At 39.9% G+C, this 21,108-nt stretch carries 18 protein-coding genes; 7 read left to right on the top strand and 11 right to left on the bottom strand.

Annotated features, from left to right (window positions below; genetic code table 11):
- Positions 1 to 90: 90 nt before the first annotated feature.
- The 10 genes from fhuB to galE all read right to left on the bottom strand — a co-directional run bounded on the left by fhuB (position 91) and on the right by galE (position 13,611).
- Entirely contained in the window at positions 91 to 2,064 is a 1,974-nt protein-coding gene (fhuB, locus tag P3L44_RS06770; RefSeq protein WP_272662641.1) for a Fe(3+)-hydroxamate ABC transporter permease FhuB, read from the bottom strand.
- The gene (locus P3L44_RS06765; protein ID WP_272662639.1) at positions 2,054 to 2,980 is read right to left on the bottom strand and encodes an iron-siderophore ABC transporter substrate-binding protein; all 927 of its coding nucleotides are present in this window, start codon (positions 2,978 to 2,980) and stop codon (positions 2,054 to 2,056) included. Before P3L44_RS06765 ends, fhuB begins: the two co-directional genes overlap by 11 nt.
- Positions 2,971 to 3,753 (bottom strand): ABC transporter ATP-binding protein, encoded by a 783-nt coding sequence (locus tag P3L44_RS06760; protein WP_004261670.1) that lies wholly within the window; start codon positions 3,751 to 3,753, stop codon positions 2,971 to 2,973. Before P3L44_RS06760 ends, P3L44_RS06765 begins: the two co-directional genes overlap by 10 nt.
- Before the next feature lie 48 nt (positions 3,754 to 3,801).
- A complete protein-coding gene (locus tag P3L44_RS06755; protein WP_094962104.1) occupies positions 3,802 to 5,877 on the bottom strand; it encodes a TonB-dependent siderophore receptor in 2,076 nt (691 codons plus the stop codon).
- A gap of 288 nt (positions 5,878 to 6,165) precedes the next feature.
- Complete coding sequence (locus tag P3L44_RS06750) at positions 6,166 to 7,797, bottom strand: sodium/sugar symporter (protein WP_094962103.1); 1,632 nt, start codon at positions 7,795 to 7,797, stop codon at positions 6,166 to 6,168.
- A gap of 263 nt (positions 7,798 to 8,060) precedes the next feature.
- On the bottom strand, positions 8,061 to 9,065 hold the full coding sequence (locus tag P3L44_RS06745) for a substrate-binding domain-containing protein (protein ID WP_004261677.1): 1,005 nt from the start codon (positions 9,063 to 9,065) through the stop codon (positions 8,061 to 8,063).
- A 153-nt stretch (positions 9,066 to 9,218) separates the two neighbouring features.
- Entirely contained in the window at positions 9,219 to 10,250 is a 1,032-nt protein-coding gene (gene galM / locus P3L44_RS06740) for a galactose-1-epimerase (RefSeq protein ID WP_140170935.1), read from the bottom strand.
- 35 nt (positions 10,251 to 10,285) lie between these two features.
- Positions 10,286 to 11,440 carry a galactokinase gene (galK, locus tag P3L44_RS06735; RefSeq protein WP_140170937.1) on the bottom strand — a complete coding sequence of 385 codons (1,155 nt, stop codon included), beginning with the start codon at positions 11,438 to 11,440 and terminating at the stop codon, positions 10,286 to 10,288.
- Positions 11,441 to 11,508: 68 nt separating this feature from the next.
- Entirely contained in the window at positions 11,509 to 12,573 is a 1,065-nt protein-coding gene (locus tag P3L44_RS06730) for a UDP-glucose--hexose-1-phosphate uridylyltransferase (protein ID WP_272662638.1), read from the bottom strand.
- Between the two features lie 12 nt (positions 12,574 to 12,585).
- Entirely contained in the window at positions 12,586 to 13,611 is a 1,026-nt protein-coding gene (galE, locus tag P3L44_RS06725) for a UDP-glucose 4-epimerase GalE (protein WP_272662636.1), read from the bottom strand.
- Positions 13,612 to 14,104: 493 nt separating this feature from the next.
- Between galE and P3L44_RS06720 the strand changes: the two genes are divergently transcribed.
- The 5 genes from P3L44_RS06720 (at position 14,105) to P3L44_RS06700 (ending at position 19,395) form a co-directional block, all read left to right on the top strand.
- Entirely contained in the window at positions 14,105 to 14,818 is a 714-nt protein-coding gene (locus tag P3L44_RS06720; protein ID WP_004261689.1) for an IclR family transcriptional regulator, read from the top strand.
- Between the two features lie 63 nt (positions 14,819 to 14,881).
- On the top strand, positions 14,882 to 16,510 hold the full coding sequence (locus P3L44_RS06715; RefSeq protein ID WP_140170941.1) for an OPT/YSL family transporter: 1,629 nt from the start codon (positions 14,882 to 14,884) through the stop codon (positions 16,508 to 16,510).
- 17 nt (positions 16,511 to 16,527) lie between these two features.
- On the top strand, positions 16,528 to 17,733 hold the full coding sequence (locus P3L44_RS06710; protein ID WP_272662633.1) for an aminotransferase class V-fold PLP-dependent enzyme: 1,206 nt from the start codon (positions 16,528 to 16,530) through the stop codon (positions 17,731 to 17,733).
- Positions 17,726 to 18,451, top strand: a complete 726-nt coding sequence (gene pepE, locus P3L44_RS06705) for a dipeptidase PepE (RefSeq protein ID WP_272662632.1) — start codon at positions 17,726 to 17,728, stop codon at positions 18,449 to 18,451. The genes P3L44_RS06710 and pepE overlap by 8 nt, the downstream gene beginning before the upstream one ends.
- Positions 18,451 to 19,395 (top strand): DUF1177 domain-containing protein, encoded by a 945-nt coding sequence (locus tag P3L44_RS06700; RefSeq protein WP_004261693.1) that lies wholly within the window; start codon positions 18,451 to 18,453, stop codon positions 19,393 to 19,395. The genes pepE and P3L44_RS06700 overlap by 1 nt, the downstream gene beginning before the upstream one ends.
- Before the next feature lie 303 nt (positions 19,396 to 19,698).
- Here P3L44_RS06700 and P3L44_RS06695 read toward each other — a convergent pair whose 3' ends face one another.
- Positions 19,699 to 20,328, bottom strand: coding sequence for an NAD(P)H-binding protein (locus tag P3L44_RS06695; RefSeq protein ID WP_140170948.1), 630 nt, complete (start codon positions 20,326 to 20,328; stop codon positions 19,699 to 19,701).
- A 209-nt stretch (positions 20,329 to 20,537) separates the two neighbouring features.
- Between P3L44_RS06695 and hemP the strand changes: the two genes are divergently transcribed.
- Together hemP and P3L44_RS06685 are read left to right on the top strand one after the other, a co-directional pair.
- Positions 20,538 to 20,711 (top strand): hemin uptake protein HemP, encoded by a 174-nt coding sequence (gene hemP / locus P3L44_RS06690; RefSeq protein ID WP_004912942.1) that lies wholly within the window; start codon positions 20,538 to 20,540, stop codon positions 20,709 to 20,711.
- A gap of 100 nt (positions 20,712 to 20,811) precedes the next feature.
- Complete coding sequence (locus P3L44_RS06685; protein WP_140170949.1) at positions 20,812 to 21,090, top strand: hypothetical protein; 279 nt, start codon at positions 20,812 to 20,814, stop codon at positions 21,088 to 21,090.
- Positions 21,091 to 21,108: the final 18 nt, after the last annotated feature.

Below are 21,108 nucleotides of genomic sequence, written 5' to 3'. Positions count from 1 at the left end.
CCTTCAATGCAACACTACCCAAAATTCATTGTTTAGTGTTAGTTAGCTCGCCTTGAGTAAGGCTTTAACTAACCACATTTACACCATAAATTATGACTTGATTTTATTCATCGCCATCAGCAATAAAAAATATCCACCACCTAAAATAGCGACAAAAATTCCAGCCGCAATCTGTGTTGGATAAATAATAATTTGGCCTAGCCAATCTGCCCAAACCATTAATATACTGCCGATCAACCCACTAATAATAAGTTGTTGTTTCACCTTTTTAGCGCCAACTAAAAAAGCCATATGGGGTGCAACTAAACCAAGAAATGCAATGGGGCCAACAGTGGAAGTGACAAAGGCACACAATAATGAAACTAAGATTAATAGCAATATAGTCGCTAATTGTGAATTTAGTCCTCTTCCCTGTGCAAATGTTCGACTAATTGATAATAAAACTAGCCAACGATTTAACGTGATCGCTAATATAGTTAACACAACAACACTGATTGAAAAAATAATGGCCTGTTGCCCTTCCACACGATAAGTTGAGCCTGAAAGCCATAATAATATCCGATAGCTACTCAATGTCCCTTGAGCTAAAAAGAACTGAACAAAAGCTTCTAACGTTGCCGTTAGGCAGATCCCTGTCAAAATTAAACTTGCTGGTGCGTATTGGTGCCGTTTACCTAGATATAACAATATTCCTAATACAATCAGGCTCCCGATTAAAGCAACACCCCAAAATGAGGTTTGAATAGCCGTGCCTAATAGTAGGCTAAATAGAACGAGTGCCGCTGTAGCCCCTGAAGAAACCCCCAAAATGTCTGGGCTGGCCAACGGGTTATAAATAATCCTTTGTAATAAAACCCCCGCAATACTCAAGGCTAATCCAGCAAATGTCGCCGCTAATAAACGAGGCCATTTAATATCCCATTGAAAACTTGACGGCAGTTGCCAATAATATTGTTCACCATTCGTTTGTAAGCAAAGGGAAAATACAACTCCACTTACTAACAATAAAATAAGAATAGATACCGTGGTTTTAGAAAGTATTATTTTTGTTGGTAATAACCCTATCGATAATTGATCTTGGGCTGTCATTGTTCGGCGGCTAAACCAGATCAATAAAGGAGCACCAATAGCAGCTGTCATTACACCCGTAGGAACCACAATATTAAGATAATTTGTTAGTGCGATTGCCCCGCTGTCTGCAAGAAGCAATAAAATAGCCCCTACAACTGCACTATTTAATAACTCTTGCCTTGTACTCATATTACCCATTCGCCGTACTATATTTGGAGCTAATAAACCAATAAAACTAATAACCCCTACAGTTGAAATAGTCGCCGCTACTAACCAAGATGCTAAAACAATAAAAAGTAAAAAAGTTGGTAAAACGGATAAGCCTCGAGCTTTAGCCCCTTCATGGCCTAATTTCAATAATGTCAAAATACGTGGGGCGAAACAGATAATAATAATAATAACAGGGAACAATAAAGGTAATAAACCAACCACTTTTTGCCAACCATCTTGCGCTAAATTTCCTGCTCCCCACATAAAAATATTTTGTGCAAATTGCGAATTTAATGTAATTAATGCAGTCGCTATAGCACCAAACAAAATATTTATGACCATTCCTGAAACAACTAACGGAATGCCTGTCATATTACGAATACCTGCAATTAATATTACTAAACCAAATGCAAGTAATGCTCCCACCATCGCAGCTAGCGTTTGATATAACCCAATCTCGTTACTAAACCAAATATTGACGACCACTAATGCTAACCAAGCACCGGATGATGAACCTAACGTTAGTGGTGAAGTAAGATTATTTTGTGTTAATTGCTGCATCAAACTGCCCAATAAACCAAAAGTTGCTCCCACTAATAATGCCATAGCAAGGCGTGGTAATTGGCCATATAAATAAAAATAATCAGCAAATGTATCGGCTGAAGCTGGATGGATAACTAAAAATAATTGCTGACTGAGTGTAACCCCAGGTTCGAGCTGAAGGTTAATCAGCGCGACCACCATTAATACAAAAAATAGTATTGAGTGCTGTTTAGTTGTCATTATGAGGAGCAACCTGTAATAAGCTTTCTGTTAATGCTTCCGCCATTAATTGCAAGGAAAAGACACCACCATAATTCCAAACGGGACGAACACTATTTATCCGCCCTTGTTTAACAAAAGGCATCGACTGCCATAATATGGAATCATTCAGTTTTTTTTCTTCTACAAATGGTTTGATGTATAACACGTACCCATCATTTATAAACTGCAATGAATTTATTCGTCTCTGCTCTATTCCCCAAGGACGTGCGGGGACTAAAATAGCAGGCTTTAATGCAAGCTGTTCAAGAACATAATTGAGTGTTGAATTCTCAGTATAAAGAAAAATAGTGCTTAAACTTGAAAACCGGATAACAGCAACACTTGGCTTCGTTGTAAAAGCACGTTCAAGTTGTGATCTTAATTCAGCAAAACGTTTATCCATTTTCACTAAATATTCATCGGCAAAAGACGTCTTCTCAAATAAGCGAGCCAACGTTTTAAAATGAGCAATGGCCACAAGCCCTGAATCATCTTGACGTGCAAAATTTGATAAATAAACGACTGGCGCTATTTTTTCCAATAAAGGCAGTAAATCTTCTTGCGCGCTACTTGCAATAATAACATCAGGTTTCAATGCGGCAATTTGCTCTAAATTAGGCTCAGCTCGCGTACCCACCTCTTTGACCGAAGAAGGAACAGCTGGGTCAACAACCCATTGCTGGTAACTCTCTAATTCCGTGGCCCCAACAGGTGTAATTTCAAGCGTTAATAGCTGTTCCAGCAAATCCCAATCTAAAACCACAACGCGCTGAGGCGGCGAATTGAACTCGACAATACCACGACTGTCCGTAACAGAATAAGCCCGTGTATAAAATGAGCATAATAATGTACCTGTTAATAAAATAAGGCCAAGCAAATTGATTCTTAAGCGCATACGATAGCAACCCTATGATGTTCTGACTCGGGAAAACTAGGGTGTGGTATTAATTTAATCGGAGTATCGTAGAGTGACGATAGCCTTGCTTCATCATGGAGAAGAACGCTTTTTCCCTCAAATTCTATTTTCCCTTTTTTTAATGCCACGATGTGTGTTGCATACCGTAAAGAAAGGTTGAGGTCATGAAGGATCACAATCACACCAATCCCATGAACTTTATTAAGCTCACTCAATAAATTCATTAACTGGTATTGATGGTGAATATCTAATGCAGAAGTCGGTTCATCCAGTATTAAAACTGGTGATTGTTGAGCAAGTAACATGGCAACCCATGCGCGCTGGCGCTCTCCACCAGACAAGTTGTCCGCTAAGTTCGCGGAAAACCCCTCAACCCCAGCTTTCTCCATCGCTTGTTGGATAATAATTTCATCGTCAGCTTGCCAGCGACCAAGTGCACCTCGCCACGGAAAACGCCCTAACCGCACAAGTTCTTTCACAGACAGCCCCGCTGAGGCTGGCAGTTTTTGTGGTAAATATGCGATTTTCTGCGCTAATTCTTTCGTTTTATATTGAGAAAGACTCGTGCCATTTAAATCAATTTGCCCGCTATCCGGTGCCATCTGCCCAGAAAGGAGATTAACCAGTGTAGATTTTCCTGAACCATTATGACCAAGAACCACTGTGAGTTCTGTTGTGGGTATATTTAACGAATCTATAGATAAAATAGAACGATGATCGCGAACGATATTAATATTTGCTAATCGAAACATAGAAAGGACTCAAGGCATGCCAACATTATTAGCATGCCTTTTTTAAAATTACCAAGTGTACTTTGTTTGTAACACAAATGAGCGCGATTGGCCGTAATAGCACCAGGTATCACAGGATGAAACATACTCTTTATTGAGGATGTTATTCATATTGAACTGGAACTGCCAATTGTTCGATAATTGATATATCGCGGCCATATCCCAGAGCGTCGCACTAGGAACAGAAAGGTTGCTGCTTGCTGGGTTATCCTTTGATTGACCATAATAGCGAATACCAGTTCCGAGTTTTAACGACTGGTTACTCACGATTGGAATTTCGTAGTCAGTCCAGACAGTCGCCATATGTTTGGGGATCATACCAGCCTGTTTACGTCCCTTACCACCTGTTTGATCTGTTTTCGCATTGGTATAAGTGTATGTCGCTTTAATATCCCAATTATCAGTAACACTTGCAAATAGTTCTGTTTCTATACCTTGTGAAGTGACTTTACCTGTTTGTGTTGCAACAGGGTGTTCAGGAGTTGTGACTAACGCATTTTTTTGTTCGATATCGAACCAAGCAATATTCCAATAACCATCCATAAAATAAGGTGTATATTTGATACCTGCTTCAAATTGCTCACCTTTAAGTGGTTTATATAGTTTTTGGGTTGTTGGGTCGATTGTCGATTGAACTTCAAAAGATTGAGAGTAATTTAAATAAGGTGAAATGCCATTGTCAGCAATATACATTAAACCCGCATTTAAACTCATCTGCCCATCATTTCTAGACTCATCTTCTGCTTTTTTATGTGCTTTATTTTCAGTTTTTACCCAATCATAACGTGCACCAACGACCCCAATCCATTTGCTATCAAGCTTTGTTTGGTATTGTGAATAAATACTAGCTTGTGTTTTATCAATAGTGCGATGAATGTTATTTGATGGGTCAAGTGGGGTATAGTGCCCATAAACTGGCTTCCACGGGTTAATTTTACCAAAAGCATAATTATCCTGTTCATCGCCTTTGGTTTGATGATATTGGAATTCAATACCCGCAAGTAAGGTATTTTCGAACCGCTCACTATCCCATTCACCGACGATATTGTTATCAAAACTAAAACTTTGGTTTTTACCATCGCGAAAAACAATACCTTGCCCCAATTCCTGCACGGTAGGGTCTGCATTAAAGAAAGCATAAACACTTCTGAGTGTTAGGTCGTTGTAACCATAATTTACACGCTGCGCAAAACGCCACTCATCATTAAATTGATGTTCTAATAAATAACCCACTGAGAACTGAGTCCGCTTGTATTTATCGTAATCAGGCTCACCTAAATTGGTTGATGGCTTAATTTTACCGTAATTAGAGTGAATTAATGTTCCCGCCGCTGGGAAAAAAGGATTCGTGGGCGTACCATCATCGTGCAGATACGTTCCCATTAACGTAAGTACAGTCTGATCAGACAAGTCAAATGCCGCACTTGGCGCCAGATAAATACGTTTATTATCCGTGCCTTTGAGTTCCCCATCCGATTTTTTCATCGTTCCCACTAAACGGTAGCGGGCACCTGCATCGGCTGATGCTGTAGAAAGATCAAAGCCTAGCGCTTGATGATCGTTATTACCCGCTTCTAAAAATATTTCATTTTTAGCATTAATAGATGGCTTTTTCGTTACTAAGTTAACAGCGCCTCCAGGAGTGGATTCGCCAAAGAGAACGGCTGATGACCCCTTCACGACTTCAATACTTTCCAATCCATAAGGTTCAAGTAGCCAAGTGTAGTAGCCATCTCGATATAACCGGCTATTATCTAAATAAGTTGCGGCATCAAAACCGCGAACTTTGAACCAATCCGTATCATTATCAGCCCCATAAGGTTGTGCAACAACCCCCGAGGTATAACGAAGTGCTTCATCAATTTTTTGCGGAGCATGTATGGTCAAATCTTGTTCCGTAATAATTGAAACAGATTTTGGCGTTTCTTGCAGCGCAGTATTCACTTTGAGTGCTTGTGCACTAACAACGAAAGAGTCTTTTTTGTCGCTATTTTGTTCATTTGCCATGGATTGGTTTTGAACAGCCAGCGCTAACAGAGTGAAAATGGCAACCTGATGTAAACGAAATAAACCTAAATTTTTCACAAAATAGTTCCAATGATAATAATAATAAGTCTCAGTATTATTCCTAAAAATAAGTCAAATTAAAATCAATTTGGCATATTTGCTTATAACAAATAGTTATTAAAAAAATAAAATTAAACACAATTAACCATACATAAGGAAGGGAGATTATTAGTCAAGAATAACGAAAATGATCTCGATGCGAGTATTAGGTCATTATTTAAGTTAACAAACGCAAAAAATAAGGCGGGAATGACCTTTCCCGCCTCGTGCTATCATTTTACTTATCAGCTTGTTAGAAGTTTTGGATTACCAGAACAACGCATATAGCACACATAAGATAACCATAATTGCGTATGATGCGATATTGAAGCCTGTCGATGTTTTAAAGGTCTCCGACGTTAGGATAATAGCCCCTTCACAGTCATCTTCTTTTGCCGTTGTCAGGCTAATTAAACCAATCACTACCGCAGTAAAGAAGAAGGTGTACATCATTTGGTCAAGGAATGGCATACCTAACGGCATTAGTTTTAAGAATAATGCAAACGGAATTGAGAGCAGCACACCGATAATCGCGCCTTTCGCATTGGTTTTCTTCCAAAATAGACCTAATAAGAATACCGCTAAGATACCTGGGCTAACTAACCCGGTATATTCCTGAATATATTGGAAAGCTTGTCCAATGTTACCCAGTAATGGGGCGATGAAGCATGCGACGATTAACGCAACAACTGCACTAATCCGCCCGACATTCACTAATTTATGGTCCGCGGTTGATGGAGCAATGTATTCTTTGTAGATATCCATGGTGAAAATAGTTGCCACTGAGTTCAACATGGAAGCTAAAGAAGAAACGATAGCCGCAGCTAATGCCGCAAACACAACCCCTTTAGCGCCTACGGGTAAGAATTGTGTTAACCATGGGTAAGCTTTGTCCGCTTGGGCCAATGTTGGCATATGTTCTTGTGCCATCGTTCCTAATCCCGCCAGTAATGCAGGGTCAGAAACTATCACAAATGCCGCAATACCCGGTACGACAACAAGGATTGGGACAATAAGTTTGAGAAATGCTGCGAAAACCAAGCCTTTTTGCGCTTCATTAATAGACTTAGCGGCTAATGCACGTTGAATAATATATTGGTTGAAGCCCCAGTAATATAAATTAGCAACCCATAAACCGCCAATTAACACGGCAATACCGGGTAAATTACTAAACTGTGGGTTGTCTTGGCTTAAAATCATTTCAAAATGCGCAGGCGCTTCACTTGCCATACGGCTCATACCTGCGAATAACCCCGCATCACCGCCAATATAGCTCACCGCCATTATCGTGGTTAAAAAGCCGCCTAAAATTAAGAAGAAAACTTGTACAACATCCGTCCACGCAACCGCAGATAGCCCGCCATAAAGAGAGTAAATCACTGCAAATAATGCTAAGCCGAAAATAGCATAATGCATTGGAATACCTAGGATTGTTTGTAATGCTAACGACCCTAAATAGAGAACTGAAGTTAAATTAACAAAGATAAATAATGCCAACCAGAACACGGCTAAGATCGTTTTTAACGTTTTATTGAAACGTTTTTCAACAAACTCTGGAATGGTAAAAATACCTTTATCAATAAACACGGGCATGAAGTATTTTGCGACAATGATCAGTGTTAGTGCTGCCATCCATTCATAGGATGCGATAGCCAAACCTATTGAAAAACCAGAGCCCGACATACCAATAAATTGCTCTGCTGATATATTTGCCGCAATCAGTGAAGAACCAATAGCCCACCAAGGTAATGTTTTTCCTGCTAGAAAATAGTCTTTTGTACCTTTCTTTTGTCCTTTTTTATCACGAGAAACCCAAAGACCAACACTAATAATGACAAGCACATACAGAATGAATATTCCGTAATCTAATGTGCTTAACCCAACCCCTTCAGTTTGCATAATCAAATTCCTTCGCCAAGTGATAACAAAGCAAGTGTAAACGTTACCACGAAATATCACCGTTAGATGAATCACATATTTTCACAATATCCTCTAAAGAATTAACTTAATGGACTAAATAGCAGAAATTAATGTAAATTTTCATAGGTGATAGAAGAGAAGGTACCAGGAAGTAATCTATATTTTAATAAATTCGTGAAGTTCATCAAATATTAATGAAAACGTTTACACTTATTTTCGTAACGCTATGGCCTATAAAATACTTAGGCGTGCAAAGGTCTAACTGAATTACGTTGAACCAATGTCGGAGAGTAAATCAAACTTTCACCTGTCGTTTTTTCCCCTCTCGCTAAAGAAAGTGCTAGTTGTGTGGCTTTTTCTGCCATCATTTGGATAGGATAACGAATTGTTGTTAAGCGTGGATGGATGTAGCGGGCAATCAACACATCATCAAAACCAATAACCGAGACCTGTTCTGGTGAGTGAATTTCATTTTCATCTAATACCGCGATGGCTCCCGCGGCCATAAAATCGTTGTAACCCACGACCGCTGTGATTTCGAGTGATTTTATCAGTAAGTTAGTCATCGCTTGCTCCCCACCTTCCCCATAAGGAGCGCCATATTCAATATAACTATCAGACAGTTGAATACCATTATTTTTTAACGCATCTCGATAACCCTGTAAACGCTGTACCGCATCCTCAATTTGGTGATTTGATGAAATGTACGCAATTTTAGTGTGCCCATGTCGAATAAGATGTTCTGTCGCTAAATATGCGCCCTTGTAGTTATTTAAAGAAATACAACGGGTTGCAATTTCATCAATATGGCGGTTGATCAGTACCATACTTGGGACTTCTTTTGCATATTGAAGCAGTTCAGCATCATCCAGGGCTTTAGAGTGGATAACCAAAGCATCACAGCGGTTGTTAATCAACAACTCAATCGATTGGCGCTCTTCCTTGGCATTATGGTAACCATTACAAATCAGAATATGTTTACCATTTTTATGCGCTACGGCATCAACGGCTTTGACCATAACGCCAAAAAAAGGGTCGGAAACATCGTTAACTAACACCCCAATGGTATTTGAACTTTGGTTCACAAGAGCTCGCGCAGCGGCATTGGGACGATAACCTAGCTTATTCATTGCACTCTTTACTGATGCAATAGAAGCTTGGCTTGCCTTCGGTGATTGGTTAATCACTCGAGAAACAGTTGCAACCGAAACACCGGCTTCTTTTGCCACATCTTTGATTGTCGCCATTGTGCACCTCTACAATTAGGATGGCTTATTAAACAATGAGCTAGAATTAAAAACAATGGCATAACGCATATTAAAATTATTTAAAGTAAAATAATGGGTTTATCGTGCAAAAAAGAAAACACCGCTTAGATGCGGTGTTAATCATATATAGATTTAGAAAATAAATTGATAGCAGGTTTCACTACAATAAATTTGATTAGGCTGTGAAATCGGGCTGTATCGTTCTCCCCATTCAGGATGATTAACAGCATCAGGTGGAAACTGTGTTTCAAATGCAACCCCAGAAAAAGGCGTATAAGATTTAGTTTTACCCGCAACTGAAACTAAATAATTCCCTGTATACAACTGCATAGAGGGCATCGTTGTAGAAATATTCATCTTTACGTCTCCCTCAGGAGCACTCAACGATGCCACCGTTTGCCGCCCATCAATACGGGCTGCATCTAGCATAAAAGTGTGGTCATATCCCCCAGCAGAAATTTGGTCGTGATCTTGTAGAAAGTCACGGCCAATGAGTTTGCTTTGGCGAAAATCAAAATAACTACCAGTGACATTACGCCACTCTCCGCTAGGGATCCCTGCTTTATCTGTGGGTAAATAACAGTCACTGTAAATCGTAAGAGCATGATCTAGCGCTGTCTTTTCACTACCTTCACCCGCCAAATTAAAATAAGTATGGTTGGTTAGGTTTACAGGACAGGCCTTTGTAGCTTGGTGCTTATAACGGATAATCACTTGATTTTCATCCGTTAATTCATAACTTACCTCAACTTTCAATTCCCCGGGAAAACCTTGGTCACCGTCGGGTGAAATGAGTGAAAAAATAGCCTGTTGAGTACTAGGCTGTGATATGGCCCAAATCCGATAACTAAAATTGTCCTGCCCACCATGTAAACAATGCGGCTCTTGATTGGCTGACACTGAATAATTTTCACCATGAATAGAAAAACGTGCATTCGCTATACGGTTAGCTACGCGCCCGACTGTCGCGCCCAAATACACGTCTTGTTCCTTTTGTTTATCCATATTTGGTGAACCTAGAACAACATCTCGTCTCCCATGTATTAGCGGCAAAATACAACTTACCCAGCTTGCCCCTAAACTTGTCAGGACAATTTTCATGTCATTTTTATTGGTTAACTCTACGACTTTGGGCGTCTGATTTTTTTCTTGATTAAACAGCATGTTATATCAACTTTTTTCAATTTATTAATTTGGTTTTAACTTACCACACTCGCACCTGAGCTAGGTTGGCATACATAAATATCGGCTTGTAAACCTGTCGCTTTCTGGTATTGCGCTTCTACCGCGTCAATCACTGGTTGAACACATTGCTGCTGCATCAGTGCAACCACACAGCCGCCAAAGCCCCCTCCGGTCATACGTACCCCACCTTGAACACCTAAAACGGACTTAACGATATCCACTAAAGTATCAATTTCTTTAACTGTGATTTCAAAATCATCACGCATGGAAATATGTGACTGCGCCATTAATTCGCTTAGTTGCAATAAATCATTTTGCGTTAATGCTTTTGCTGCCGCCAAAGTACGCTCGTTCTCACTGATCACGTGTTTGGCTCGCTTGGCAACGACAGGAGATAACTGGTGTTGCTGCTGCAAAAAATCATCAAATGTGACATCGCGCAACGCTTTCACTCCAAACAAATTGGCAGCTTCTTCACATTGTTGGCGGCGTGTATTGTATTCACTCCCAACTAAGCCTCGTTGCTTGTTTGAATTGATAATCATCACAACCAGATCATCAGGTATGGAAATAGGAAATAGGGCCAAACTGCGGCAATCAATCAATAGAGCATGGCCTTCATCACCACACGCTGAAATCAGTTGGTCCATAATACCGCAGTTACAACCAACAAATTGGTTCTCAGCTTGTTGGCCATTAAGCGCGATATCTTGCTGGCTAATATCTAATTGATACAAAGCCTTAAGTGTTTGTCCAATCACAACTTCGAGTGAGGCTGAAGAACTTAACCCCGCGCCTTGCGGCACATTACCACTGACTGCAATATCGCAACCATTGAATAAAAGCCCTTTTTGTAAGAGAAACTTCACGACACCGCGAATATAGTTTGCCCACATTTTTTCAGGCAAAAATGCAATTTCGCTATCCAAACTGAATTCGTCACATTCATTATGGTAGTCAGCCGCAACGACTCGGATGATACGATCATCACGTTTAGCCGCTGCGGTCATCGTTTGGTAATCAATCGCACAAGGCAAAACAAAGCCATCATTATAATCCGTATGTTCACCGATAATATTCACTCGCCCCGGCGCTTGAACATAAATTTCAGGTTGATAACCAAAGGTTTTTTCAAACGACGAGGCAACAGTTTGCTTTAACGTTTCCATTTTTAATTATCCTTAATGCGTAATTTGGTTAACCCAGCAAACAGCTAAGTTAATTATAATTTGATGAATTATTTAGTAGTTTGACTTTGTTTATAATGGCAGTCACTCACATCACGTAAACGTTGTGCGGCCTGTTCTGGTGTCAGGTCTCGCTGAGTTTCAGCTAACATTTCATACCCCACCATGAATTTTTTCACCGTCGCTGAGCGCAGTAATGGTGGATAAAATAAAGCATGTAATTGCCAATGTTCGATACTTTGGCTTTCATTCATAAAAGGCGCAAAGTGCCATCCCATTGAATAAGGGAAAGAGCAATGAAATAGGTTATCGTAGCGACTTGTGAGTTTTTTTAGCGCTATAGCAAGGTCTGCGCGAATGACTTCATTCATTTCATCCATGCGGCGAATATGTTGTTTTGGTAGTAACAGCGTCTCAAATGGCCAAGCCGCCCAATAAGGGACAAGTGCAATCCACTCTTGAGTTTCAACAACAATCCGTGAGCCATCTTGTTGTTCTGCTTTAATATAATCAATTAATAAATTACGGTCATGACGTTGATAATATTGCGCGAGAAAGTGGTCCTTACGTGCAATTTCATTGGGTAAAAAATCACTAGCCCAAATTTGTCCATGAGGATGAGGTTGAGAGCACCCCATTATTTCTCCTTTATTTTCAAAAACTTGAATCCAAGCATAGTGTTCACTTAATTCGGCGATTTGTTGCTGCCATGTTTCGATAACGCCTTCAAGTTCAGGCACAGACAGCTCTGGCAGTGTTTTACTGTGATCAGGAGAGAAACAGATCACTCGGCTAACACCACTCACCGATTGTGATTGAAACAACTCAGATTGATTATCTGGTTGGGCACAGGGTTGTGCTAATAATGCACCATGGTCATTTTGGAATACATAAGTCCCTTGGTAGTTAGGATTGACCTTCCCTGAAACCCTTGTATTACCTGGGCAAAGAAAGCAGTGTGCATCATACTGAGGTAAATCTTCTATTGATGACTTTTCATCTTTACCGCTCCACGGGCGTTTTGCTCGATGGGGAGACACTAACACCCATTGGCCCGTTAATGGATTATAGCGACGATGAGGGCAATCCGAAGGGTTAAAAGGCAAAATATTCATCTCATGCATCTCCTAAACTTCATAACCATTGGGATTATTTGATTGCCAGCGCCAACTGTCAGTCGCCATATCCTCAAGAGTTCGCTCCGCTTGCCATCCTAGTTCATGGTGCGCTTTTTCTGGTGTTGACCAGTATTCCGCAATATCCCCAGCACGACGTGGTTCAATCACATAAGGAATGGCTTTTCCAACTGCTTTTTCAAATGCATGTAACATTTGCAAAACACTGGTGCCGTTCCCCGTACCCAAATTGTAGCAATGTAACCCTGCTTGATTACCAACCTTTTGTAGAGCAGCAACATGGCCATCAGCTAAATCCATGACATGAATATAATCCCGAACCCCCGTCCCATCCACCGTAGGGTAATCGTTTCCATAAATCACCAATTTTTCTCTTTTCCCTACTGCAACTTGGGTAATATAAGGTGTTAAATTATTGGGGATCCCTTGTGGGTCTTCTCCCATCAAACCCGATGGATGAGCACCTACTGGGTTGAAATAACGTAATAATGTTAATGACCATAACGGGTCTGAGTGAAATAAATCAGATAAACAACGCTCAACCATATACTTGCTGGTGCCATAAGGGCTTTGCGTATTACCCGTTGGGAACTCTTCGGTGATAGGTAAACGACTGGGCTCGCCATATACTGTTGCTGACGAACTAAAAATCAAACTTTTCACGTTCGCTTCCTGCATACAGCGCATTAATACCAATGTCCCATTGAAATTAACATCATAGTATTTAAGGGGGTTTTCTACTGATTCACCAACCGCTTTTAGCCCTGCAAAATGAATAACTGAATGAAATTGATGAGAAGAAAAAATGTGGGCTAGCTGTTGCTCATTTCGAACATCACACTGATAAAATACTGGGCGCATACCGGTTAATCTTTCAATACGATTAAGCACTTCTAGCTTTGCATTACACAAATTATCAATAATAACTGGTGATAGCCCAGCCTTTATCAATTGAACACAAGTATGACTACCGATATACCCGAGCCCGCCTGTAACGAGAATTTCAACCTGTTGCATCTCTCTTCCCCCAATACTGCTTAAATTGCATTCTGTCTTCCAACTTGTCATTGCTACCAAGTATAACAACGAGTTTAGATAAGATTCTGTGATCAACCTCGACTTAGTGTAAACGTTTACACAAAAATATAAAATAATCTATTTCTCACATAAATAAATCGCATCAGGAAAAGATCATTCAAGGTAAACAAATTCTCCTGTTTTCACCAATAACTCATTTATCCATTTCCGTCCTTTTGATTGTTTCGCTAGTAGGAACAGCTAAAGACTAAAAAAAATAGATTAACTTCAAATAGTTATAGAGAAAGCAAGAAAAAAAGATAAATGATAAGAACTGTTTTAGTGACCTACTTAACACAGATGCAACAAATCATTTACTTTGCATATTGTTTCATCTAAATATGTTTGTATTACCAAACGGCACACTGTTCCCGCATAAGGAACAAAAATATAACAATAGTGCTAATTCAACTAATTATAAACAGGGGAAGCTATGAATAACCGACTACAATCTGCTGGTTTCGTATTAACCTTGTTAGATTACTTTTCAATCAACAAGCCCATATGGGGAGTACGTGAGTTAGCTCGTCATCTTGATAAGAGCCCTTCCGTCGTACAGCGGGGTTTTAATATTCTAGAAGAGCAAGGTTTCTTACAAAAAAATAAAAATAAAGAATATTTATTAGGCTTGCGGTGTATTGAAATCGGTCATTTAGCCAATAACACACGCCAGTTTTCACAATTAGCGAGTGACTACTTACGCCCTCTCGCTGATAAAACACATGAAACCATATTTATTTATCGCCGTTACAATGATATCGCTATTTGTAATTTCATTTTAGAAAGTGACCATCTTATCCGCTTTACATCTAAAGAAGGAGAAGCGTTGAGCTTGCATGAAGCCCCATTTACACAAATCATTTTAAGCTCAATGGATATTTCATATATTGATGAATATCTTTCTAAACATAATTTGCAAAATAACACCTTATTAAAAAAGCAATTAAGTCTCTATGCTGAAGAAGGATATGCATATTCAAAAGAAGCTTATTTAGCAGGAACACAAGGGTTATCCGTTCCTATATTTTCTTTTGAAAAAGGGGTATTAGGCTCGTTATGCATTGCAGCATCAAGCCAAAGTAAAAATTTAACCGAGTATTATCCATTATTAAAATCCACAGCCAGTAAATTATCTACCATATTTTAAATCCATGGTGAAATAATAAGATAAAAAGCAGTTATTAATTATTAAAATAAAATAGGTAACTCTATGAATATATCTCATGATAAAAATGATACTGAGGTACGTGTATCTATTTTTTCTCCAGCATTACTCATCGCAATAATTATATTATCTTTTGTTGGTGCTATTATTGGTATTCAGATTATTGTCACACTAGGTATCTCCGCAAACACATCAATTATCGGTGCTGTTCTCGCCATTTTATTATCTCGTGTCCCACTTTCTATTTTTGCATCATTTAAATTTATCGATGCGCAAAATTTAATTCAAACTAGCATCTCTGCAGCAACCTTTGCTGCAGCAAATGGTTTAATAGTAGCCATTGGTGTGCCTTGGGTATTGAGTATGCCTGAATTAATTTATCCGATGATGGCTGGAGCTTTCGTTGCGATTATCATTGATGGCACGATTTTATATGGCTTGTTTAATACCCGCGCCTATCCTGCCAGTGCATCTTGGCCTGCCGGTGTTGCCACCGCAGAAACTTTGTGGGCAGGAAATAAAGGTGGAAAGCGGCTTGGCGCATTGCTGACAGGCTTTGCTGCTGGAGCCATCGGTGCAGGTTTTGGTATCCCAATGGCATCCGCAGGGATCGCGTTGATTGGCAGTATTTTCGCGTTATTCATGTTTGCTGTTGGACTTCTCATTCGCGGTTTTTCTGAGTCAGGGCTAATTACTTATAATTTATATGAAAACTATGTCCCACACGGTGTGATGATTGGTGCAGGTATCGTCGCATTAATCCAAATCGGAGCCATTGTATTTCGCAACAAGAAAGATAGTCAGCAACAAAGCGAAGATAGTGATGAATTACGCCAAAGTAGCAAACGTATCAAGTCAACCTTAATCAAAGGGGCAACGTTCTACTTTTTAACCGCATTAGCACTCACATTTATTAGTCAAATATTTGTCACTATGACATTGCCACAACTTATTGGATTCCTCATTTTTGCGACCTTAGCCGCTTTAATCCAAGAGATGATTGTAGGTATGGCTGCGATGCATTCTGGCTGGTTTCCTGCAACTGCAGCAGCTCTTATCTCATTGATGATTGGTATTTTACTGGGGTTTCCCCCCGAAGCATTGGCCGTTTTAGTTGGGTTTTGTGCCGCGACAGGCCCTGCTTTTGCCGATATGGGTTTTGACCTAAAAACGGGGTTTATGATCCGCGGTTATGGTAAAAACCAATCTGCAGAACATTATGGGAGAAAACAACAATATTTTGCCGCTATTATCGGTTTTTGCTGCGCCTTGGTGGTGGTTGCACTTACCTACGATTTTTATTTCGAACAAGACAAAATCGTTCCTGCATCAAGGCTTTATGCTGCTACGATCCAAGCAGGAAGCTCCTCAAATGTGGCAATGATGTTGTTATTGTGGGCCATACCGGGTGCCATCATTCAGTTAATTGGCGGTGCTAAAAACCAGATTGGCGTACTCTTCTCAACTGGCTTGATGATTAACTACCCTATTGCAGGTTGGACGGTTCTTACTGCACTCGCGGTTCGAATTATCATTGAGCGTTTCTTCAATATCAGTTCCGATAAAATTTCAACTTTCGCTGGTGGGCTTATTGCTGGCGATGCTCTTTACTCCACGGCTAAAGCATTCCTGCCAACCCTCAAAGCGAAACTGCTTTCCTTCTGGGCTAAATAACTTTATAGGGAATAATAATGACGAATATCTGGTCGCAAGTGCAAAAAGACACTCTAGTTTCACAACATTACGCTTATTTTGATACGGGAGCCGCTGCGCCACCGCCAAAACCGATAATAGACGCAGTAAAGCGCTATCTTGATAAAACCGCAGAGCAAGGGACTTATTTACCGAGCTTCCGCAAGCAAACCTATGAGCAAGTTGAAATTTGTCGACAAAAATTGGCCGCATTTATCGGTGCAAAGCCCAGTGAAATTGCATTTACTAAAAATGGCACAGAATCTATCAGCTTGATTGCTAGAGGTATTTCTTGGCAAGCTGGCGATGAAGTGATAATTCCGGATACTGAGATGCTCAGCAATATTGCAATTTGGCAACTGTTAGCGCATGAAAAAGGAATAAAAATTATTAAGGTGAGTGCGGATAGCTATGGTGTCCTTTCACCTGAATCTATCGAGCAAGCGATAACCTCTAAGACAAAGCTCATCAGTTTCGTTGCGCTATCTAACATAACTGGGGTAATTCAACCTGTGCAGGCTATTTGTGATATAGCCAGAAAGCATGGTGTACTTAGCCATATTAGTGCTTCACAAGCCATTGGAATGTATAACGTTAATGTTCAAAAATGGCAATGTGACTTTATGTCATCATGTGGCCGAAAAGGGTTAAGAGCGATAGAAGGCAGTGGAATTCTGTTTGTTCGTGAATCATTGGTACCATCATTAACCCCCACACTGGTCGGTTGGTGGAATAGCTCAATTGACCCACAAACAGGAGACGTTATTCTGCCTCAAACAGCAAAACGCTTTGAAGCGGGCTGCCCAAATGTTCCGGCCATTATTAGTTTAGATTCGGCTTTAGACTATGCTGTAAATATCGGTATTGAACAAATTGAGACTCGCAACCAAACACTCACTCAATATGCGATGCAGCAATTATCTCAACTTTCTGGTGTCGAAATTTATGGCCCTAATAATAGCCACCAGCGAATAGGAATAATTCCATTTAATATTAACGGAATCCCCTCTGATGTATTAATGCAAAAATTAGAAGCTAAAAATATCATTATTGAATCAGGTCACTTTATGGCAACCGCTATTTTAAAGTTCTATCAAATAGAAAAAATGGCCCGCTTATCACTTCATTATTTTAATAGTGAAAAAGAAATCGATTTATTAATTAATTCAATAAAAAAAATCAAAAAGGAATATAGCAATGACTAATGCGTTATTAATGAGTAGTTCACGTATGGGGAATATGAATTATTTACAACATGCGGGCGAACAAATCCATCGTTTATTACAACATAAAAAACAAAATATTCTATTTATTCCTTATGCCGCAGTTACATTCAGTTTTGATGATTTTGAAGCAATTGTAAAACCGGTATTTAATGCTTTAGGTTATGAATTAACATCAATTCATCACTTTAGCGACCCTGTTGCGGCAGTTAAACAAGCACAAGCGATTGCTATTGGCGGCGGAAATACCTTTGCCTTATTAAAACGCCTATATGATGCCAACATAGTGGAGCTGATTTCACAACGAGTTAAATATGAAAGCATTCCCTATATGGGATGGAGTGCAGGCAGTAATGTTGCAACACCGAGTATTCGCACCACCAATGATATGCCAATTGTCCACCCCCCTACATTTAGTGCGCTGAATATTTGCCCATTTCAAATTAACCCGCATTTTATTTCTGGTAAACCAATTGGCCATAATGGGGAAAGTCGTGAAGAGAGATTAAATGAGTTTTTAACGATTAACCCCATGGAAGAATTGATCGCACTATATGAAGGAACTGCATTATTTATTGAAAACGGCCATGGCACCATTTTAGGTGAGCAAAATGCTCTATGGTTACGAGGACCTAATAAGATTGAAGAAATTGCTACCAACAAGCCATTCAAATTAAATATTATTAAAGGAGTGCAATAATGTCTTTGAATTATCTAAGCCAAGTTTATGACTTATTAGACACCCCTGATGTTGATGGCGAAAAAATGGCAGCGCTACTTCATTCTGTTGGCTCAAATGATGCCATCATCACTGTTACTTCTATTCCTTATGAATCCCCAGAGGATACAAGTCAGTTATGCCATTTTATAAAAGTATTAATCCCAGGCTCTGAGGGCAAACACCGTGGAGGCACTTACCCGACTTTAGGCATTATCGGTCGTTTAGGTGCACAACAGGCACAACCGAATCGTATTGGAATAGTTTCTGATGCTGATGGGTCAATTGTCGCTTTTGCCAGCGCGATGAAATTGTTGGATATGGCGGCAAAGGGACAGAGCCTCAAAGGGGACGTAATAATTAGCTCTCATATCGCCACGCATGTTTCGATTACTCCTCATGACCCTGTCGATTTTATGGGGATGCCAGTTTCATCTAATACCATGAACCAATATGAAGTCGATAAACAGATGGATGCTATTTTATCCATCGATACATCAAAGGGAAACAGCATCATTAAGCACCGAGGGATTGCGATTTCTCCCACGGCTATGCAAGGCTATATTTTACGCGTCGCACCTGATTTAGTTCGCTTACTGGAGTATGCAACAGGAGATGTGGCAAAGACGTTTCCTATCACCACACAAGATATTTCTCCTTATGATAACGGTGTTTATCACTTTAATTCTATAATGCAACCGCATATTGCAACACAGGCACCTGTTGTTGGCCTTGCCATTACGGCTAAATCGATTGTCCCCGGTAGTGAAACAGGTGCAAGTTATGAAAGTGAGTTAATCGATGCCACACGCTTTACCGTGGAAGTCGCTAAGCAATTTTGTTGGGATAAAATTCGATTTTATCAGCAAGATGAATATGAAACACTTTATGATTTATACGGTTCATTAGCACAGATTCAGGGGTAACCTTCGAAGAGTAAAAGCCCACATTTGTGGGCTTTAGGTTGTTGACAAAGCGGGATAAAACGTGGTTTTTCCCATTTTGTGTCATCAGCCAAAAATCAATAAATTGATTTTCCTAGTTTATTTTCAATAAACTATTAGACTTGCCGCCAAACATAATATGTTTGTCATCAATCAGTATGTTTACCAACCCTATATTAACTTTTGTAATTCCTAAATCGGTTAGCATTTCAGGCATCATAAAATTGAAGCTTTTGTGTGTGAAACAAAAAAACAACATAACCAACAAAAATGAACTAGCCAGTGCTATATAAGCTGTTTAGATGAAATAACATGAACCCCTTTAGTGGGATTTATTGCAGCCTCAAATAATGCTTTCGCAATATTTGTTGCGGGGCTAACTTGGCAGCTCGCGGGCAATATAGATGATAGACAGGAAATAATACGGATCACAACGACTTCACCCAAACGCGTATGCTCACGCTCACCACTAATCACATTCGGGCGAACTAAAGTTAAAGAATCAAAACCCAGTGACATTAAATCTTGTTCAAGCTGCCCTTTCACTCGACTATAGAAAAAAGGTGACTTAGCGTTTGACCCCAAAGCAGAAGTCAATACAAATGTCGGGCAGCCCCATTTTTTGGCTAGCCTTGCACAGGTTAAAGGATAGGTGTAGTCCACTTGACGAAATGCCGCCTTTGAACCAGCGGCTTTGAGGGTTGAGCCGAGCGCGCAAATCACAGCATCGACTTCCCATAATGCAGCCTCATCAGGCAGATGATTAAAATCTACAATAGGTGCTTGTAATTTCTCATGTTCTGCTAATGCATGTCGTGTTGGTGCTATCACCTGAGTCACACGAGAGTCTGCAAGAGCCAAGGATAAAACATGACTTCCCACAAGCCCTGTCGCGCCTAACAGTAATATTTTCATTTTATTCACCCATGCAATGAATGGAGAAATTCAATTATAGCCTTGTCAGTGGGCTTCCACTAGATTCATGCTGTTTTTTCGTACTAACTTAGTTGTTTGTGGCTCTTTTGTTGTTTGATTGTGAAAATTGCTTGATATTAGCAATCATTCTAAAGATAATCATTATCAATATCATTTCGATTATCAACAAACTTAGTATGGTAAATAATATGACAGCCCCAGTTGCAGAAAATACCGTCGAAACGGCAAAACAAACCGTTAAAACTGACGTGATAGAAAGCCAACAATTATTGGGCCCTGCCGGTAAGGTCTCAATTCAACATAATGGCGAACTTTATCAATTGAGACAAACGCGTACAGGTAAGTTGATCTTAACTAAGTAAAACCGTACCCAAAGTAAGTCGCACCAAAACTTAATTCGCAAGCCACCTAGGTCAATTATCCAGGCAGCCAGCTTAATCTAAACATAGGAAAAGGTTTCTTATGGAGTTTAAACTGACGTCTGTATTTCACATTTGTGCCACTAAATATCGAATCAGCAAGGATAGCCACTCGATACCTGACTATCGCGCAGCGGTAGCGTTAATGTGCCGCATCCCAAATAGTCCTGCTGAACACCAACCAGTTACTGACTATTACCTCAGCTTTATACCTTCATTAGTTGTTTACTCCTCTTGCTATGTTCAGACACCGCTTACATGCAATTTTTCCTGTGTCATACCGAATTCAGGTCCTCCAGACCAATACATCGCTATCAATTAATACGAATTCACTCTGCTT

The sequence above is a fragment of the Providencia sp. PROV175 genome (assembly GCF_032707045.1).
GTDB lineage: Bacteria > Pseudomonadota > Gammaproteobacteria > Enterobacterales > Enterobacteriaceae > Providencia > Providencia hangzhouensis.
Note: the sequence above shows the minus strand (reverse complement) of the source record. Positions and strands in the feature narration are given on the sequence as shown.

Coding starts and splice junctions, on each gene's coding strand:
- fhuB (WP_272662641.1), bottom strand. CDS start 2,064: ATGACAACTAAACAGCACTCAATACTATTTTTTGTATTAATGGTGGTC.
- P3L44_RS06765 (WP_272662639.1), bottom strand. CDS start 2,980: ATGCGCTTAAGAATCAATTTGCTTGGCCTTATTTTATTAACAGGTACA.
- P3L44_RS06760 (WP_004261670.1), bottom strand. CDS start 3,753: ATGTTTCGATTAGCAAATATTAATATCGTTCGCGATCATCGTTCTATT.
- P3L44_RS06750 (WP_094962103.1), bottom strand. CDS start 7,797: ATGCAAACTGAAGGGGTTGGGTTAAGCACATTAGATTACGGAATATTC.
- P3L44_RS06745 (WP_004261677.1), bottom strand. CDS start 9,065: ATGGCGACAATCAAAGATGTGGCAAAAGAAGCCGGTGTTTCGGTTGCA.
- galM (WP_140170935.1), bottom strand. CDS start 10,250: ATGCTGTTTAATCAAGAAAAAAATCAGACGCCCAAAGTCGTAGAGTTA.
- galK (WP_140170937.1), bottom strand. CDS start 11,440: ATGGAAACGTTAAAGCAAACTGTTGCCTCGTCGTTTGAAAAAACCTTT.
- P3L44_RS06730 (WP_272662638.1), bottom strand. CDS start 12,573: ATGAATATTTTGCCTTTTAACCCTTCGGATTGCCCTCATCGTCGCTAT.
- galE (WP_272662636.1), bottom strand. CDS start 13,611: ATGCAACAGGTTGAAATTCTCGTTACAGGCGGGCTCGGGTATATCGGT.
- P3L44_RS06720 (WP_004261689.1), top strand. CDS start 14,105: ATGAATAACCGACTACAATCTGCTGGTTTCGTATTAACCTTGTTAGAT.
- P3L44_RS06715 (WP_140170941.1), top strand. CDS start 14,882: ATGAATATATCTCATGATAAAAATGATACTGAGGTACGTGTATCTATT.
- P3L44_RS06710 (WP_272662633.1), top strand. CDS start 16,528: ATGACGAATATCTGGTCGCAAGTGCAAAAAGACACTCTAGTTTCACAA.
- pepE (WP_272662632.1), top strand. CDS start 17,726: ATGACTAATGCGTTATTAATGAGTAGTTCACGTATGGGGAATATGAAT.
- P3L44_RS06700 (WP_004261693.1), top strand. CDS start 18,451: ATGTCTTTGAATTATCTAAGCCAAGTTTATGACTTATTAGACACCCCT.
- P3L44_RS06695 (WP_140170948.1), bottom strand. CDS start 20,328: ATGAAAATATTACTGTTAGGCGCGACAGGGCTTGTGGGAAGTCATGTT.
- hemP (WP_004912942.1), top strand. CDS start 20,538: ATGACAGCCCCAGTTGCAGAAAATACCGTCGAAACGGCAAAACAAACC.
- P3L44_RS06685 (WP_140170949.1), top strand. CDS start 20,812: ATGGAGTTTAAACTGACGTCTGTATTTCACATTTGTGCCACTAAATAT.